Annotated in this window: 22 protein-coding genes and 1 pseudogene; 5 read left to right on the forward strand and 18 right to left on the reverse strand. The window is 41.3% G+C overall.

All coding sequences use genetic code 11. The features are described from left to right. Positions 1-10: 10 nt before the first annotated feature. From GQS54_RS02785 to GQS54_RS02830, 10 genes and pseudogenes are all read right to left on the reverse strand, one after another. A pseudogene (locus GQS54_RS02785) lies at positions 11-613 on the reverse strand (DEAD/DEAH box helicase); the annotation flags it as partial. Positions 614-763: 150 nt separating this feature from the next. Then, on the reverse strand, positions 764-1,165 hold the full coding sequence (locus GQS54_RS02790; RefSeq protein ID WP_166422489.1) for a hypothetical protein: 402 nt from the start codon (positions 1,163-1,165) through the stop codon (positions 764-766). 12 nt (positions 1,166-1,177) lie between these two features. Next, positions 1,178-1,633, reverse strand: coding sequence for a hypothetical protein (locus GQS54_RS02795; RefSeq protein ID WP_166422490.1), 456 nt, complete (start codon positions 1,631-1,633; stop codon positions 1,178-1,180). Positions 1,634-1,677: 44 nt separating this feature from the next. Further along, the gene (locus tag GQS54_RS02800; protein WP_166422491.1) at positions 1,678-3,714 is read right to left on the reverse strand and encodes a tetratricopeptide repeat protein; all 2,037 of its coding nucleotides are present in this window, start codon (positions 3,712-3,714) and stop codon (positions 1,678-1,680) included. Then, a complete protein-coding gene (locus GQS54_RS02805) occupies positions 3,711-3,944 on the reverse strand; it encodes a hypothetical protein (RefSeq protein WP_166422492.1) in 234 nt (77 codons plus the stop codon). The genes GQS54_RS02800 and GQS54_RS02805 overlap by 4 nt, the downstream gene beginning before the upstream one ends. Positions 3,945-4,281: 337 nt before the next feature. Next, positions 4,282-4,620, reverse strand: coding sequence for a type II toxin-antitoxin system PemK/MazF family toxin (locus GQS54_RS02810; protein WP_166422493.1), 339 nt, complete (start codon positions 4,618-4,620; stop codon positions 4,282-4,284). Beyond that, on the reverse strand, positions 4,620-4,877 hold the full coding sequence (locus tag GQS54_RS02815) for an AbrB family transcriptional regulator (protein WP_166422494.1): 258 nt from the start codon (positions 4,875-4,877) through the stop codon (positions 4,620-4,622). The genes GQS54_RS02810 and GQS54_RS02815 overlap by 1 nt, the downstream gene beginning before the upstream one ends. 53 nt (positions 4,878-4,930) lie before the next feature. Next, positions 4,931-5,455 (reverse strand): hypothetical protein, encoded by a 525-nt coding sequence (locus GQS54_RS02820; protein WP_166422495.1) that lies wholly within the window; start codon positions 5,453-5,455, stop codon positions 4,931-4,933. 92 nt (positions 5,456-5,547) lie between these two features. Then, positions 5,548-6,774, reverse strand: coding sequence for a site-specific integrase (locus GQS54_RS02825; RefSeq protein WP_166422496.1), 1,227 nt, complete (start codon positions 6,772-6,774; stop codon positions 5,548-5,550). A 152-nt stretch (positions 6,775-6,926) separates the two neighbouring features. Further along, positions 6,927-7,790, reverse strand: coding sequence for a YicC/YloC family endoribonuclease (locus tag GQS54_RS02830; RefSeq protein ID WP_166422497.1), 864 nt, complete (start codon positions 7,788-7,790; stop codon positions 6,927-6,929). A gap of 177 nt (positions 7,791-7,967) precedes the next feature. Here GQS54_RS02830 and rph point away from each other — a divergent pair, with 177 nt between their 5' ends. Genes rph through tusA form a run of 3 tightly spaced genes read left to right on the forward strand, consistent with a single transcriptional unit; the run spans position 7,968 to position 9,631 of the window. Beyond that, on the forward strand, positions 7,968-8,681 hold the full coding sequence (rph, locus tag GQS54_RS02835; RefSeq protein ID WP_166422498.1) for a ribonuclease PH: 714 nt from the start codon (positions 7,968-7,970) through the stop codon (positions 8,679-8,681). Between the two features lie 43 nt (positions 8,682-8,724). Next, on the forward strand, positions 8,725-9,378 hold the full coding sequence (pyrE, locus tag GQS54_RS02840) for an orotate phosphoribosyltransferase (protein WP_166422499.1): 654 nt from the start codon (positions 8,725-8,727) through the stop codon (positions 9,376-9,378). 1 nt (position 9,379) lies between these two features. Continuing rightward, positions 9,380-9,631 carry a sulfurtransferase TusA gene (gene tusA, locus GQS54_RS02845; protein WP_166422500.1) on the forward strand — a complete coding sequence of 84 codons (252 nt, stop codon included), beginning with the start codon at positions 9,380-9,382 and terminating at the stop codon, positions 9,629-9,631. A 58-nt stretch (positions 9,632-9,689) separates the two neighbouring features. Here tusA and GQS54_RS02850 read toward each other — a convergent pair whose 3' ends face one another. From GQS54_RS02850 to GQS54_RS02875, 6 genes are all read right to left on the reverse strand, one after another. Continuing rightward, positions 9,690-9,869 (reverse strand): hypothetical protein, encoded by a 180-nt coding sequence (locus GQS54_RS02850; RefSeq protein ID WP_166422501.1) that lies wholly within the window; start codon positions 9,867-9,869, stop codon positions 9,690-9,692. Between the two features lie 25 nt (positions 9,870-9,894). After that, the gene (locus GQS54_RS02855; RefSeq protein ID WP_166422502.1) at positions 9,895-10,347 is read right to left on the reverse strand and encodes a hypothetical protein; all 453 of its coding nucleotides are present in this window, start codon (positions 10,345-10,347) and stop codon (positions 9,895-9,897) included. A gap of 161 nt (positions 10,348-10,508) precedes the next feature. Beyond that, positions 10,509-11,276, reverse strand: coding sequence for a class I SAM-dependent methyltransferase (locus tag GQS54_RS02860; RefSeq protein ID WP_166422503.1), 768 nt, complete (start codon positions 11,274-11,276; stop codon positions 10,509-10,511). Positions 11,277-11,406: 130 nt separating this feature from the next. Beyond that, positions 11,407-12,702, reverse strand: coding sequence for an amidohydrolase family protein (locus tag GQS54_RS02865; protein ID WP_166422504.1), 1,296 nt, complete (start codon positions 12,700-12,702; stop codon positions 11,407-11,409). 172 nt (positions 12,703-12,874) lie between these two features. Then, complete coding sequence (locus tag GQS54_RS02870; RefSeq protein ID WP_166422505.1) at positions 12,875-13,399, reverse strand: DUF1285 domain-containing protein; 525 nt, start codon at positions 13,397-13,399, stop codon at positions 12,875-12,877. A 12-nt stretch (positions 13,400-13,411) separates the two neighbouring features. Continuing rightward, positions 13,412-14,248: a DUF3014 domain-containing protein gene (locus tag GQS54_RS02875; RefSeq protein WP_166422506.1), complete on the reverse strand. Its 837-nt coding sequence runs from the start codon at positions 14,246-14,248 to the stop codon at positions 13,412-13,414. A 310-nt stretch (positions 14,249-14,558) separates the two neighbouring features. Between GQS54_RS02875 and GQS54_RS02880 the strand changes: the two genes are divergently transcribed. Both GQS54_RS02880 and GQS54_RS02885 read left to right on the forward strand, forming a co-directional pair. Beyond that, the gene (locus GQS54_RS02880; RefSeq protein ID WP_166422507.1) at positions 14,559-15,797 is read left to right on the forward strand and encodes a sterol desaturase family protein; all 1,239 of its coding nucleotides are present in this window, start codon (positions 14,559-14,561) and stop codon (positions 15,795-15,797) included. Between the two features lie 89 nt (positions 15,798-15,886). Further along, positions 15,887-16,183, forward strand: a complete 297-nt coding sequence (locus GQS54_RS02885) for a DUF6482 family protein (protein ID WP_240919811.1) — start codon at positions 15,887-15,889, stop codon at positions 16,181-16,183. Between the two features lie 14 nt (positions 16,184-16,197). Here GQS54_RS02885 and GQS54_RS23405 read toward each other — a convergent pair whose 3' ends face one another. Next, entirely contained in the window at positions 16,198-16,320 is a 123-nt protein-coding gene (locus GQS54_RS23405) for a hypothetical protein (RefSeq protein ID WP_255455655.1), read from the reverse strand. Between the two features lie 130 nt (positions 16,321-16,450). Next, positions 16,451-17,575: an AI-2E family transporter gene (locus GQS54_RS02890; protein WP_166422509.1), complete on the reverse strand. Its 1,125-nt coding sequence runs from the start codon at positions 17,573-17,575 to the stop codon at positions 16,451-16,453. Positions 17,576-17,605: the final 30 nt, after the last annotated feature.

Here is a 17,605-nt window from a genome sequence, read left to right on the forward strand (position 1 = left end):
AAAATTTTCCTTAATAATGTTCTTCAACATAAGCATTATTGAATAACTCTTTGTCCTTACTTAACCCAAATTGGGCGAATGTAAGCATCAAAGCTTTCTGAATTTCACGAGGGCCACTATTAGAATTTTGCCAGCCATCAAAGCGAGTAGCATTTACAATTTTATCTATTTGATCAACAACATCATGAATGACCTTGGGTGTACTGTTTGGCCGTGTTTCTAGGAATAATTTAGTGAGCGCCTGTACATTATCTTCTTCTGTTATAACCTTATCACCAGTCTCTCGCTCAGCTTGAACGGTGTCTTTTGCTGCATCTAGTAGCCCTTTCAACCAATCGATGGCTTTAATGACGCCAGCTTCATATTCTTGGCGACGTTTCTCTAATCGCTCGCCAAGCTCAACAAACTTAGACTCGTCGCTACCTCGTAAACGTCCCATTAAATCAATTTCTAACTTGTTAGCGCGCTGCAGCTGTTCTTTTTCGGTCAGTGTAAAAATGGCATGTTCATCCATCACCAACTCATCAATGTCATCACGAATACGGTTAATATCGGTATGTTCGTGGATCATTTTGATGGTTTCAGGACCCAATGCAGCCCAAACTAAAGCGCCGTATTGAAAACACAGTGACTTTATCAACGCCCTTAAATTCATCGAACAGTAAAGCAATCAAAAGCCCCAGTATTGCAAAAATACACCATGCGCAAATAATAGTTCCTAAAACAACTCTCATAGCTAAATATTCTATCTCAATAAATTGGTTTATTTAGTTAAATACCCGTGATCTTCATGCTGATGACATAGGTACACTTTCCCAGGAGCATAATCTTTAACTCCACTTACAATGACAATACTCGGCCTAGTACAACGTGACCCTTTCTTTGTAAGTGATTGACATCGGTTTAAATCATTATTATTCGCAGTATAAAAAGAGAGTAAGTGAGACTTAGACACGTTGTGGAATTTTGCTAGTTGCATAGCTGGGTCAAGAATGAAAAATAAGGCTTCTTTTTCCTTAAAGTTAAATGATCCAAGTCCTCTTACTCCAACCTCCAAGCTAATAGGGTTTGAAATGGAATTAACTTCGACTATCATATCTAAACCAAACTCTTCAGTTGATTGGTTGATAAGCTGGTTGAGCTTGAGAATATCTTTGTCTTCCATCGTTCAAGTTTCCTATGAACTAAACCATACATACATTAAATCACCATAGCCCCAGATCGCAGTACCCCAACCAACATATCCTAACGAAACAAGTCCTGTAGCAAAAGATGCAATATATTGTTCATGCTTTTCCATATAACGCTTGGTATCTAAAAAATGTAACTTATCTCCAAACAGTTCAATCATTACACCACTAAGTACCATTATAGAGCCAGATCTCTGGAACCATATGGCAGGGTCATCAGCAAAAACATTTAGATATTGGAAATAACTAGCCACAGGAAATACGATTAAACTAAAACTATAAATACCAAGGAGTGTCCAGAAAATTAACCGGCGCATATCGCTTGGTCTTTCGAATGAATTAAAGTGCTTAAGCAATAAAATTAGAAAGTGACTAGCCTTTTTTTTGTATTCACCTATGGTGACCTTAACTTTGACGATTAGAGGTCCTAAGAATTTTTTCAATACATAAGCCTCCTTGTATATTGTTCATCATGTTTCCTATCCCGTTAATTACTTGCTTTTTTCGCCAATTCGGCTCTCGCCTGAGTCAAATTACCCGCAACAAGTTTTGTGTTGGGGTGACTATTACCGAGTGTTTTCGATAAACGTTCCAACCCCAATTCAAAATAGGTAATGGCTTTGTCGAAGTCGCCTTTGGCGTGCCACGCACTGCCCAGGTTATTGCGGTCTCTGGCAACACTGGGATGGTCTTCCCCAAACGTAATGAGGTCGCTTTTTAAGGCCAGCTCATAATAGGCGATGGCTTTGTTGTAGTCGCCTTTGTCTTCCCACGCACTGCCTAAGTTATTGTGACGATTAGCTACATTAGGATGGTCCTCCCCAAAGGTACTCAGGCCGCTTTTTAAGGCCAATTCATAATAGGCGATGGCTTTGTCGTAATCGCCTTTGTCTTGCCACGCACTGCCTAGGTTATTGAGCCCTGTGGCAACACTGGGATGGTCTTCGCCAAACGTAATGAGGTTGCTTTTTAAGGCCAATTCATAATAGGTGATGGCTTTGTCGTATTGCCCTAATGACTGATTAGCCCTGCCAAGGTTATTGAGCCCTGAGGCAACATCGGGATGGTCTTTCCCAAACGTAATGAGGTCGCTTTTTAAGGCCAATTCATAATAGGTGATAGTTTTGTCGTAGTCGCCCTTAGCGAGCCACGCACCGCCTAGGTTATTGCGGTATAGGGCAACACTGGGATGATCTTCACCGTAGGTCTTCAGGTTGCTTTTTAAGGCCAATTCATAATAGGTGATGGCGTTGTCGTATTGCCCTAATGATTTATAAGCCGAGCCAAGGTTATTGCGGCTTGTTGCTACTCTGGGATGGTTTTCCCCAAACGTCGTTAGGTCGCTTTTCAAGGCCAGTTCATAATAGGCGATGGCTTTGTCATAATCGCCTTTGTCTCCCCACGCAATGCCCAGGTTATTGCGGTATTTGGCCACACTGGGATGGCCTTCCCCAAATGTCTTCAGGTTGCTTTTTAAGGCCAACTCAAAATAGGTGATGGCCTTGTCGTAGTCGCCCTTAGCGAGCCACGCACCGCCTAGGTTATTGCGGTCTCTGGCAACGCTAGGATGGCCTTCCCCAAACGTCGTTAGGTCGCTTTTTAAGGCCAATTCATAATAGGTGATGGCTTTGTCGTAATCACCTTTGTCTCCCCACGCACCGCCAAGGTTATTGTGCCTAATAGCGACATTAGGATGGTCTTCCCCAAATGTCTTCAGGTTGCTTTTTAAGGCCAACTCAAAATAGGTGATGGCCTTGTCGTAGTCGCCTTTGGCGTGCCACGCCATGCCTAGGTTATTGCGGTCTGTGGCAACGCTGGTATGGTCTTTTCCAAACGTAATGAGGTCGCTTTTTAAGGCCAACTCATAATAGGTGATGGCTTTGCTGTAATTGCCTAGCGTAGCGTTAATCATACCGGCTCTATTTTGATACAAAGAATTGCCAGGTTGAAGACGAGCTGCTTTCTCATAATTAACTTGTGCTTCAACGTACTCTAAATCAAGCTCTTGAAAGTTAGCCAATTCAAATGCCGTCTCTGCCAATTGCTTATCTTCCAATTGCATTTTTTCTGTTAAAAGCAATTTAATAAACGGCACATCAAAGTTGTTTTTCGCTTCGATGATGCGTTGAGTCAATTCATGTTGCTTATCAAGTAGCGCAATACGTTCACTTAAATGCGTCAACTGAGAAAGTAACTTTTGGGTATATTCTACGGCGCTATCAAGCTTTTCACTGTCACTGAAAATCCGATTTTCTTGAATTTGAAGTTTTTCCAAATTACGGGATATTTGACTAGTGAGTTTTTCTAACTTAATTTCATAATTAGCAATAGCAAGTTTATCTTCCTCGCTGCCAATAATATTCACTACCCCTTGGTTTATTCCAATTTGTAATTGACGCCCTTCAATATTTATTTGGCCTTTGTTGTTATAAACTTGGACACAATCATCGCAGCTTTGTTTGACTTCGATAGCATTAACTGGAAGGGTAAAAAACAGAAAAAGAAATAACCAAGAACATTTCATTCCGGCTCATCCTCTGGCGACTCTTTCTTGGTATTAATATTTATAGTGCCGCTACTTTCTCCTACCTGTATGCAATCATCACCGTTACAGATTTGTTCCGCTGGAGCACTGTCATTTTTAGTAAGATGAAGACCAATGGCAATCACACCAGCAATAAGTGCAGCACCCATTCCCTGTAAAAAACCAGTTTTCAACCACCACTGCTCACCTCCTTTTTTTCTTTTGAACATAGCTCTTGTCCTTTTTTGATTTCTGTTAAAGTTTCCTATATCCGTTTTTGAGCTTTTAGCTCAATTTATTCTTCAGAATCTGAAGGTTTAGAGCCAACACTACAATCAAATCTTGGTAACTGTAAAAAGTCGATAGCAATCTATGCCAGTAACTTTCTGTTTACCTATGCACATGAATGATTCCTCGTCCAAGCGAACTGGTGTCGCTGGTTGTCTGCAAAGCTCATTCGTACACTTGATAACATTACCAATGTCAGCGTCAGAAAAAACGTTGCTATCAAGTACCTTATTATAATTATTTTCAGTTACTTTAAATTTCATGACAAATTTCCCTACATCAACTTACTAATGCGCGAACTCGCGCAAGCGCATCGTTGATAATGCATTGAGGGGCTTTCTCTATAAACTTAATACCCCGATATTCATAGTCGATAGTTTTGACTTGTTGGCACAAAACTACCCCCTGAGTATTTGTTGAGCCATCAAGCTTAACTTCAAATCCATGACCTCTAACTTTTGACGTTATAGGTGCTACTAAGGCAAGCTGAATTTGGTTATTAAATGGTTCAGGTGACAAAACCAACGCAGGGCGCTGGTGCGCTTGCTCATGCCCCGCCGATGGGTCAAAGTCTGTGAAAACAATATCACCGCGAACTGGAATATATTTTTTACTCACTAGACTACCTCTTTCCCAACCGCTGAATCATTCAACCAATTTTTGTCTTCATCATCCAACGCCATAACATTTGGATCACACTGAGCAAGTAATTCATTTAATGAATATTCTGGTATATCCATTTTTTCTATAATCAAACGCCCATCCACAACATTAGCGTTCATTATTTGACCCGCATCAACACCTAAATCTTTTAGCAGTGGCGCAGGAATAACAGCACCCTTTGAATTACCTATTTTTCTAATACAAATTTCCATAAATACCTACATGAGTAGCAACAATGTTATAACTATAGCACAGTAACTTAGAGTTACCACATTGTTATAACTTGTTTTTTGGATCTACCTCTTTTCTTTGATGGAGGCATCATCTTTCTTGCACATTCACGAATATGGTTAAAGTCAACATCTGTATAGTCTCGCTGGCTTCTAACATCTCTATGATGCAATAAGTTTTGTACTATAGGATCAGCATCCAAATCTTTACGTTTTAATAGTTTTTGAGCGAGTCTAGCCATGCTATGCCGCCCCGTGTGACTGCTTGAATTACTAAACCCATAATTTTTGTAAAGCTTAGTAAGCAAGTTTTGCACAGCAGTAGCGACAAAGTATTCTTTGTCTTTACTAATCTTTCTTGTTAAAGAAAAGTTTTGCCAAGTACCACGCCAGTTGCTTAAAAATACGTGGCTTTCAGGATCTAACCCTCTATAGTGCTCGCTACCATCTTTGCTTAATCTAATCCGGTGTTTGACACGATAATCTAGCCATTTATTAACGTATTCTCGTTGCTCGTTTATGATTATAGGAGCACTGGATTGGAGCCAAATAAATGACAAAACCGATCATCTGCCATTAGGGATGGCTGATATCATTAAGATTAATTAGCTTAGATTTATCTCGTCAGTTGCAATGCATAACTTAGTTTAGGCTATAAAAAGCCTGACAATGTTTCTGATAATCCGTGGAGTGCTCTTTTGCGCTCTTCAAAATAGTCGTATCTGTCATATACTCCTTCAATCCCTCGAATTTTATGATTTAAGCATCTTTCTGCAATACGGCTTGGAATGCCTAGTTCAGCGAGTAAGCTTCTACATGTTCTACGGAGATCATGGATAACAAAATGTTCAACTCCAACACTTCCCAAAAAGTTTGGTAGTGGTTTTTTATTACCATCAACCTTTAATCCAAAAAGCTTTGCCAAAGCATGATTCAATGTGTCGTCAGATATATATCCCCGACGTTTACTTGCACGCCTAGACGGGAATAAGTATTCCGATGCATTCGTTCTATAACGCAGTTCCACAAACCACTCTCTAGTTAGCTCTGGAAGCGGAATTTTTATTTCAACTTTAGTCTTTGTGCGTTCAGCGGGTAGCGTCCTAATCAATTTATCAAGGTCAAATTCATTCCATTTTGCAGCGATCAGCTCCCCTTTGCGAACACCTAGTAATAGCAGTAAAGTGACTGCCAAGTAGTTATCACGAGTAAAAATCGGTGCATTGTCTCTAAAAACTTGAAAAACTGTTTTAATTTCATCAAGTGACAAAATACGAGTTCGAGATTTTTCTACTCCGCCTGCATCTTTGGGACTGAGTGCAAGTGCTGGATTGTATTGAAACAGCCCCAACTTCACCGCATGATTGAAAAGTTGCTTACAATAAGTGAGAGCATCATTAGAGATTGTTGGACGGCCAGACTCATTGATACTCCTAACAATGCCTAAAATGTCTGGCGGGGTTACCCTTTTTATCGCGAGCTCTCCAATTGCGGGAGCAATATCATTTTTATAAACCCTTGCTGGGATCTGCGGATGTTCTAATCTTTTTGCGCACTCAAACAACCAATCTTCAGCAACTTGATTGACTGTTGTCATTTCGATGAGCTTTGAGCGCTTCTTTTCAGCCAGTGGGTCAATGCCATTTTTGACATCTGCGCGTTTATGGGCGACGAGATCTCGTGCGTCTCTTAGAGATATTCCAGCAGGTGCGCGACCATAGTTACCGAGGAAAAGCTGTCTACGCTTACCCCCGATGGAATATCTGAATACCCAAAAAGCGGATCCTTCTTTTGATATACGAAAATACAGGCCACGGTCTACGGATATCATGCAGGGCTCTGCTTTTGCAGCTAGAGATTTAAGTTGAGCGTCATTCATAGGATTTAAAAGTGGTTACAGATTATCTGCAACCATTCCTGTAACCACTTTAATTTGACTGTATAGACTAAATTAAGATCTTATTGAGTTTGAAATATAACTAAATCGTTGAATTTACTGGGAAACGTTATATTTTTAGATCTCTTGTTATACTATTCTATGTTCGCGATCTGCTCACGCATTTGTTCTATCAATACTTTTAGCTCCACCGCTGACTGGGTAATGTCGCTGTTAATTGACTTAGAGCCTAGTGTATTTGACTCACGGTTAAACTCTTGCATCATAAAGTCTAGTCGACGTCCTACAGGACCGCCTTTTTTGAGGATTTTACGGGTTTCACCTATATGCGATACCAAGCGGTCTAACTCTTCTGCTACATCAACTTTTTGTGCCAACATAATCATTTCTTGCTCTACGCGATTGGCATCGAGTTCTATTTTGGCCTCTTCAAAACGAGCGAGTATTTTATCTCGTTGCCACTGAATCACGGTTGGCATGTGGCTGGTGACCTTATCCACTTCCACTTGAATTGCGTCGAGTCGTTGTTCGATCATCGCCCGCAAGTTGTTACCTTCCGTCGCCCTGGCGTCAATAAAGTCACTAAGGGTGGCATCAAATTCAGCCAATACATCAGCCTGTATACCTTCCATATCAGCTTCTTCTGCGGCAATAACGCCTGGCCAGCGCAGCACATCTAATGGATTAACGCCGGCTGATTGACCATGAGATTGTACCCAATCTGCAGCATTCATGACTTGGCGTGCTAAGTCTTCATTTAAACTTAGTTTGCCCACAGCCGCGTCGTTGGCGACAAAACGTAACGCACACTCAACTTTACCGCGTTGTAGATGCTTGCGGAAACGCTCTCGCAATATAGGTTCAAGGCTTTTGAATTGCTCAGGTAGACGAAAGTAGGTTTCTAGAAAACGTTGGTTAACGGAGCGGATTTCCCATACGGCTGTTCCCCACGGAGCTTTAAGTTCGCGACGGGCAAATGCGGTCATGCTGTAAATCATTAGGTTAATTCCTTGTTTAAATCATGGCGTCATTATACCTCTGTGAACTCAATGCGCGATAGCTATCATCTGTTCAGTTTTTTTCAGGCATAGATAAGTGCTACTTTAAGCAATTTTATTAACAACCCCTGTCACCATTTCGGTATAATGCGCGCAAATTATTTAAAGGAGTCACCTATGCGCCCGAATGACAGAACTGCGAGTCAAATTCGCCCCGTTACTATTACCCGTAATTTTACTTGCCATGCAGAAGGATCGGTACTGATTGAGTTTGGTAACACGAAAGTATTGTGTAATGCATCAGTGACCGAAGGCGTACCGCGTTTTATGAAGGGCCAAGGTAAAGGCTGGGTAACGGCTGAATACAGCATGTTACCTCGTGCGACGCACACTCGCTCTGATCGTGAAGCTGCGCGTGGCAAGCAAGGTGGACGCACACTAGAAATTCAACGTTTAATTGCGCGTTCATTGCGCGCAGCGATTGATTTAAAACTGCTCGGTGAGAACACTATAGTCGTAGATTGCGACGTGATTCAAGCTGATGGTGGTACACGAACTGCTTCGATTACCGGTGCTTGTGTGGCATTAGTTGACGCCCTCACGTGGATGCGTAGTAAAGGGATTATCAAAGCGAACCCCATGAAGCATATGATTGCGGCTATCTCTGTGGGTATCTACAAAGGCAACGCCATTGCTGATCTAGAATATACCGAAGATTCTGCTGCAGAAACAGACATGAACGTGGTGATGACCGACACGGGAAAAATGATCGAAGTCCAAGGTACTGCTGAAGGTGAACCGTTTAGTATCGAAGAAATGCACGAGATGCTAGAACTAGCAAAACACGGCATCCGCGAATTGTTCGATGAACAAAAAATCGCGCTTAACTAAGTTTTAAAATAAAAAAACTGCTTCTCAAGATATAGGTAGATAAATGCTAGATTATCAAAAAGAATTTATTGAATTTGCCCTTGGCCGTGGTGTGCTTAAGTTTGGTGAATTCACTTTGAAGTCAGGGCGTAAAAGTCCATATTTTTTCAATGCTGGGTTATTTAATACCGGTCGAGATTTAGCAAGATTGGGTCAGTATTACGCTCAAGCTTTGCAAGCTTCAAAGATTGATTATGACCTGCTGTTTGGTCCAGCTTATAAAGGGATCCCTATCGCCACCACCACTGCGGTAGCATTGGCAGACAAACATAACGTAGATAAACCATATTGTTTTAATCGTAAAGAAGCGAAAACTCACGGTGAAGGCGGTAGTTTGGTCGGTAGTCCGCTTACCGGTAAAGTCATGCTGGTTGATGATGTAATCACCGCTGGTACCGCAATTCGAGAGTCGATGGGCATTATTGAAGCTCATAATGCGACCCTTGCTGGGGTATTAATTGCGCTGGATCGGCAAGAGAAAGGTCAAGGTGAATTATCTGCTATTCAGGAAGTTGAGCGTGATTTTGCCACTCAAGTCGTATCAATTGTTAGTTTGACTGATTTAATAGAATATTTGCAAGCCCAAGTTGATGTACAACCTGAGTTGGCCGAACATCTAGCTAATATCAAACAGTATCGCATTGATTATGGGATTTAATGTGGCGTCAGCGGATTTTGACAGTGCCAATCATCAACTTGATGCCATTGGTCTACGTTGCCCTGAACCCGTCATGATGGTGCGTTTAAGTATTCGTAATATGGAACTTGGGGAGACCCTGGCAATCTGTGCGGATGACCATTCCACCACGCGTGACATACCTAGCTTTTGTCGCTTTATGGGGCATACTTTACTTGCTAGCAAGACCGAAGATAAGCCTTATCGTTACTTGATCCGCAAAGATAAAAGCTAACAATAGTCTTACTAAATATGCAGCGCATATTAGTCAACATTCTGTATAAGCCGCGGCACTAAACTGCAGCGGCTTGCAGTAACAGGTTCATTAAGATGCGTTTACTTCTAGTGCACTCGCAATGTAGCTCTTCGGCGCAAACATTATGTTCTGCTAATAATCGTTTGAGCACATCTACCCGTAATCGAATGGGCACAAATTGTTCTTGGTCGAGAGACCCCACAGCATAACTTTGCATATTTCCCCCCTGCTATATAAATTTACTAATGAATACAGTGTTCCTCTTTTATCTGCCCTTGCATCATTTGATTATGGAAACCTGCTCCCAATGCCAGAGACTTGATACAGTCAATAATACATCTCTGAAGTTGTGGTTGCTGATAGCTTAGAACGAGCTCAGGCTTTAGCCTTAGTTGTGCTTGCTCATAAATAGCTAAACTCATGGTTTTCTGACTTAATTTGTGAAGAGTGTCAGCTAATAATACAGCTGTAGCAGTAAAGTCGACGACGTTTGTTGAGGTTAGTTTCTCTGCTTGAACAAGCACTATTTCTGCCGTTTCATATGCGCAGCCTAAAAATGGCAAGGCCTGTTGCCAAGCGCCTTGATCCCGATAGTACTGACCAGTATCTTGCGTTTCTCGAAGGTGCGTATAAGCTGCCAGAGGATTAGTGGCTAACCACTGTCGGTGGTTAGGACACAGAAAATTATGCGACATATCGATTCTCTTATTGATTGCGTAAAATCAAATTAACGCAAATGAGAATGATTATCAATTATTATTGTTAAATAAATTAACCTTCCTTGCTTAGGCTTGAATCAGAATGCAAAAAAGGTCTTTATTTAAAATATAAGTGATTGATTATACTGATATATAGATCAATCAGGTTTTTTGAATTTTAGTGTCCAACGGTCAGTTTGACCCGTTACACTCTTTTCACCTACTTCATATTTCAGTTCATCAGCTTCTCTGTAGTGCAGATCACTGTAATCCACTAGCACGAAACCAGCCTGTTGAATCTCTTGTATGGCCATTACAGGATCGACTCTACGTCGGTTTGCTGCTGTTTCAGGTTCATTATGCCGAGCCGTGTGATCCACTACCGCATAAATCCCTCCAGGTTTGAGAGCGGCAAACGCTACTTCATTCATGTTACGTCGACCTTGCTCGTTGAAGTTATGATAATTTCGAAAGGTTAGTACCATATCCAAGTTAGTTACGTCCAAAGAACTCAACTCTATAGAATATAATCTATCGCCTTCTTCGCGCCACATTCGGGCGTCTTCTGCTAGCACTTTCGCTTTTTCAAAACCTGGCGCTTTAAGTAACTTATCCGTTATGTTACTCGTACCAATGGCAGCGTAATATTGACCTTCTTCGGCTACCACAGGGGCGAGTATTTTTGTGTACCATCCACCGCCAGGAATAAGCTCAACTATGTGCATTTTTGGTTGTAAACCAAAGAATGTTAAGGTTTCTAGAGGCATTCTATTCGCGTCGCGAGCAGTATCGGCGGGGCCACGGATATCGCTCTTCATAGCGGCTTGAACGTTCTCTTTTAAGCTATGGTGAGCAGCGAATGCAGAGCCTGCAAAGAGTAGACTTGCAGCAGTAAAAATAGTTAACGTATTGTGTGCTAATTTCATGTAGTGCTCCGAAAAGTGATAGGTTTATTTTTAATAAAAATGGTTAGCAAAAGTAGTGACCGAGTAGAACAAATGACGCTTTCAAGTTTCATTTTCAAGCATCGGTCAACACGGTCATAAATTAAAGAGATTACGCCTCGGGAGTTTTATAAATTTGGCCATTTTTCATTACAAAACTGACTTGTTGCATGCGTTTAATATCTTCCAGTGGGTTACCTTTTACTGCAACAAGATCGGCTAACTTACCTGTCTCTATGGTACCCAGCGTGTCGAGTTGATCAATAAGAATAGCACCGTGATATGTGGCGGCGCGTATAGCCTCAATGGGTTGCATTCCAGCTTCTACCATTAATACAAATTCTAAGCCGTTATCACCATGAGCGGATACACCTGAGTCGGTACCAAACGCAATTTTCACTCCTGCTTTGTGTGCTTTAGATAAGGTCTGTAAAATTAGTGGGCCGATAGTTGCAGCTTTAGGGCGAACGAGTTCTGGAAAGAAACCCTCTATTTTTGCTTTTTCAGCCACCCAATTACCCGCCATAACGGTCGGCACATAATAGGTATTGTGTTTTTTCATTAATTTAAATGTTTGCTTGTCCATGTAGGTGCCATGCTCGATGGAGGTCACGCCTGCTTTTATAGCTCGTTCCATTCCCTCTTTCCCGTGAGCATGTACAGCAACGGTCATACCGTAGTCTTTGGCTGTATCGACTATGGCTTTTAGTTCATCATCCATAAATTGTGGGTTTTGACCACTCTTTGCGACGGACAGTACGCCCCCCGTCGCTGTTATTTTGATTAGATCAGCGCCATCCTTATATCGTTGACGGACGGCTTTTCGCGCTTCAGCTACGCCATTGATGACGCCTTCTATTGGACCTGGATCGCCTTGAATACGTCTTGCTTGGCCATTTGTAGGATCCGCATGACCACCTGTTGTGGCAATCGACTTAGCGGCAGTAAAAATACGAGGCCCGTCAATCACACCTTTGTTGATTGCGTTGCGCAAGGAGACTGATTCGTTGTAACCATCACCGAGATTACGAATGGTGGTAAAACCGGCCATTAGCGTTCTGTTGGCGTATTGAACACCTTTAATAGCGTAGTCAGCCTCATTTAACGTAAAGCGCTCCATGTAACTAGCAGGCCCATTATGCTGTGATGTAACATGGGTATGCATATCCATAAGGCCTGGCATCAAGGTGTATTCTTGAAGATCAATGACTTTATCTTGTTCGTTGCCTGTTACAAACCCCTGCTTAATTTGACTAATTTTATTGTCATCGATCACAACAGTCACTTCACTCAGCACATCGTTAGAATTCGCTGGGATAAGTTTGCCTGCTTGAATGTAGGTGGCGGCAACTGAATTGACACAAACAAGCGAGGCAGCAAAAGCCGCGCTGGCAATGGAAACACGCATAATATTATTCTCGTTTTAGCTAATGAGTGTTCAGACTAGGGGAAATCATGCAATAGGTCAAAGTACACATTACCGCTGATAAAAGCCTATATATGCATACTTCGTATAAAATTAGCAACACTATGATTTTTATAACTAATGATTAAATGCATATCAGAGGCAGAGCGTTATACTACAGATGGCCTAGACAAAATCTGTAGTCACCACTGGATATATATAACGCGTTACCTTCTTGTTTAGCTTGCGCTATCAGCTGGTAGTAAACATTCTGATGTAAACGCGCCCATAAATTACGCCGAATATTGATATAGGGCAAACTGAGCTTATTTTTACTGTCTTCTTTGAGCTCAACGGGGTGCTCAGCACCAACGATGACCTGTTCTTCGGTTTGCGTAGTGAAAACCAGTAAGTCGTCTTGCCTATCCCATTGAGTAATTACGTAAGGTACATCTTCGACGGTTATGCCAAGTTTCTCGACAGGTGTAACCAAATAATATTTATCATCTACTTTTTTTAGTACGCTGGCAAAAAGCTTAACGAGGGCCTTGCGACCAATAGGTGTGCCCATGTAAAACCAACTACCATCATGTTTAATGACTAAATCCATGTCACCACAAAAATCTGGATCCCATTTATCGACAGGTGGTAGCTTACCTTGTTGATCACCAAGTTGTTTTTGCAGTGTGGCTAAGTCCATGGGCTATGCTTCTTATTCTTGAGCCGCTGAAATAGCGGTTTTCAATTCACGTAATTTGGCTTTGATACGGCGCATATTTTCAGGTCCGGTACGTAATAGCTGTTTTTGCGGAGCAGCAAGCGCTTCAAGGCGTTCATCTTTAAACTTGAACATCACGCTATTTGTATAAACTTCTACTGGCACTGGTACCTCAGGTGTATCAAGTAATAGGTCAATGGCATCTAACAAGGTTTCATCAAAGTCTTGGCCTGGACTGCTTATTTCAGCAAAAATTTTGTTAATCGCAGGTTTATACTCTTCGTATAACAGCTCTAAAGATTGAGGATCAAGCGATTCAAGTACATCCACGTATGGTGTATAGCGTTTATAGCTAGCGGGATCGATCCACTCTTTTTCCGCTTGTTGGAACGTGCGGAATGATTGTTCTGGTGCTTTAAGAACTTGATGATTTGCTGGCAGTTCGTCGTCAGCGAGGTTATTAGTCATAATTACAAAACGTTGTAATAAGTCATTATTAACCAGTAAACGAGCAAGTTCACCGTAATCTGACAATTTAAGCAATTCTGTTTTTACAGCAGCATCGCTGGTATCCAACGGTTCAGGCTCGGGGATCGGTTCCGGTTCAATTTGCTGATCAATTTCGGGCTCAATAATAGGTTCGGGCTCGACTTCAGGCTCAGGAATGGGTTCAATTTCGGGTAATGTCGTTACTGGGACTTCAACTGGCGCAACAGGCTCGTCAGGTTTTTGTGCAGGCCAAAATAATACAGCGCCAATAATAACAACCAGCACAACAGCTATGATTAAGTAAGGGGCTAATGACTTACTTTTAACGTCTTCTTCACTCATAAAAACTCCTTAAGGGGCAATAACTCGGCCTGAAACTATGGATGTCTGCACATAAGTTTACAGCAGCAAAATTTTAAACTAATAGATAGTAACTTATAGTGTTGTGATAAAAGATCAATCTATCAAGAGGGTTTTCTCCCTCTGAATCGCAAAAATATTCGGACAATCAGGCTGACGCAAAATTCAATCTAAGTATACAGGGAATGTATGAATATATAATGAATGTTAATAATATGTTGTCATAGAGAGCCAGACATCTTAATTTATCTCAGTGAGTTGCGGTATTATGTTTGATTAAGGTTCTAGTTCAATGAGTTATATTATCTACGCGATCCCATTTTTCTTTTTGCTAATCGCAATGGAATTGGTCGCCGAGTACGTTCGAAAAACGGATTATTATCGTACCAACGATGCCATTAGTAGCCTTACTGCTGGCGTGCTAAGTCGAATGGTTGGTATTCTTAAGGCTTTGGTTCCCTTTGCCCTGTATATCACTTTGTATAACAATTATGGGCTGTTTTCTTTTGTGGAAAACATCTGGTTGGGGCTCGTTGCTTTTATATTATATGATTTTTGTTATTACTGGAATCATCGACTCGGTCATGAAATGAGTATCTTGTGGGCTGCCCATGTGGTGCACCATTCAAGTGAAGAGTATAATCTGACAACCGCTTTACGCCAGACCAGTGGTAGCTTTATAAGTTGGATTTTTTATCTGCCTTTAGCCATTTTAGGAGTCGATCCTTTACTTTTATTAACGGTGGGATCGCTTAATCTTATCTATCAATTTTGGGTGCATACCCAGCATATCGGTAAACTTGGTTGGTTAGAGTGGATTTTGGTGACGCCGTCAAACCATCGAGCGCATCACGCACAAAATCAAATTTATATTGATCGTAATTATGGCGGCGTATTTATTATTTGGGATCGGCTGTTTGGCTCATTTCAAGAGGAACTAGATAACGAACGACCTATCTTTGGAATTCGTAAGGCGTTGCACAGCTGGAATCCTATTGTTGCCAATACTCATGTGTATCAACAACTTATAAAAGATAGTTGGCGCACGCAACGCTGGGCAGATAAGTGCAAAGTTTGGTTTGGCAGAACAGGTTGGCGGCCAGCAGATATGGAACGGGACTATCCACTTAAACGCGTAGATTTATCGCGATTTGAAAAGTTTGAAATTCCCTTAACAACGTTGCGTAAATTATACAGTTTATTGCAACATACGTTAACGACACTTGTAGGTTTACTCTTTTTGCTCAACATCACTAATTTGGCGTTAAATCAACAATTGTTCATTATTGCCTGGGTAATAGGCGCCAGTATATCAGTTGGGGAAATTTTAGCCTTGAAAGTACTCGGCTGGTGGTTAGAAATAGCTAAATACTTATTATTGGCTACTGTTGTGATTACCCAACCGATTCCAGTTTGGTTAACAATGACCCTCACAATTTTTACTATATTGAGTGCCATAATGTGGCCATCATTGAAAAAAGAGCATAACCAATTATCAAATGAAAAGGCGAATTTAGTGACTACAAACTGATCTAACACGTTGCTAGATCGGTAAGCATATTGCTGACACATAACTTTCGGTTTATGCCAATAAATCAAATGACTAAAATGATCAGGTATATGCTGCAAGACATAATGGCAACTGAACCTAACATTGACATGGCCAGCGTGGAATCGCACGAAATGAGTGTTTACATACTGCGCTTAACCATTGCAGGTAAACAGGGAGTGGTATATGAAAAATCAACCCAACGACTTAAAGTTTTTAGGAGTATTGAGCAAGTGCGCTCGACCTTAGGTAGGTGTATTGTTGCCAAAGCAGAGCTTATTCATCGCAGTCCATTTGATGAAATGGTAGGCAACCCTCAATCTAACAATATTATGGTATTGCCATTTTCAATTCATTCTAACGTGTAATAACCCCCACTGAACTAACGGTTTTCAATGGTGTTGTGTACAAATAAATAAGCGTAATAGCAACATAATGCGACGATAGTAATAATGCCTAAAATTGAACCCCAAGCAACTGGGTCGCTTAATATAAGTGCCATCATGATCGATTTCCTCTGAGTTAGTTTGTTACAACTATGCTAGCGAAAATCCTTATTTAAAAACTGATCTACATCAATAATAAAGCCTATGGGGTCGGTTGCGATTGACCAGATAGACTTCGTCGGTATGACGTCACGCTTCAATAATTTTTAACCAATGAGTCCAAATATTAAGCTGATCTAATGCCAATTTAATACATACTAGAAGTGGTACCGCTAATAACACACCTACTGCTCCCCATAACCAACCCCAAACCAATAACCACAATACCACTATCAGCGGATTTAACTGCATATTGCGGCCTAGTACTGTTGGTGTAATGAACTGTGACTCAACTAAATTCAATAAAAAATAAACACCTGGCGGTATTAATGCCGTGAGCTGCACACCAAACTGAACTAAGCCAGCCAATGTCAGTATGGTGGCGCCGATTAATGAACCTACATAAGGAATAAAGTTGAGCAGACCTGCCAATACGCCCCACAACAATGCATCTTCGATTCCGATGATATATAGCGTTAACGCGGTACTTAACCCAAGTCCTGCATTAATGATACTTACCGTAACAATATAACGAGACAGTTCTTTTTGAATCGTAGCAACTAAGTTACGTACTTTTCCTTTGTCGGTAATTTTTGGGAAGTGTTGAATAAATGCTTCGAACAAGGAGGGGCCAAAAATGAGTAGGAATAGGGTTAATATAATGCCTGTCGCTAGTTGCGCTAAAATCATAGGGGTAGTGGCAAGCATGGATATCATCAATTCCATACCGCCTTGCTTAATACGCTGAGTTACGGTGTTTTCTGTATTTGGTTCGATTTTAGATACTGAAGGTTTTTCATCGAATAATCCGAAAAAACTAAAGCTTTTATTATCTTTAGCCTGAACTTCAGTGGGCTTATTTTCACCGTCCATTGCATCGCTTAATGAATCGATCTGTTCTGTAAGATGCTGGGTTAATTCAGGTACAAGCTTTACCCATTTTTGTGCAGGTTCAGCCAATTCGCTAGCCAAAAAAGTAAAAGGTGCGATTAAGGTACTGACCAATAAAAATGCAGAAATTGTGCGTGGTACATGAGCATGTTGTAACGCACCGACCAAAGGGCTGAGCATAAGAGCAATAAGAGACGTCACGACCACTGGCAGTAATAATGTTTGTGCAAAATATAAAGTGTATAACACCCCAAGGGCTAACAGCCACAATGCTGGCTCTGTGCGCTTGGTTTTTAGCGGAGTATCTGTGGGGAGTGGTTGCATTAAAGTCTCGTCATTATTCGTTCTGCGGCT

Origin of the sequence: Paraglaciecola sp. 20A4 (genome assembly GCF_011378905.1) — a bacterium.
Taxonomy (GTDB): domain Bacteria; phylum Pseudomonadota; class Gammaproteobacteria; order Enterobacterales; family Alteromonadaceae; genus Paraglaciecola.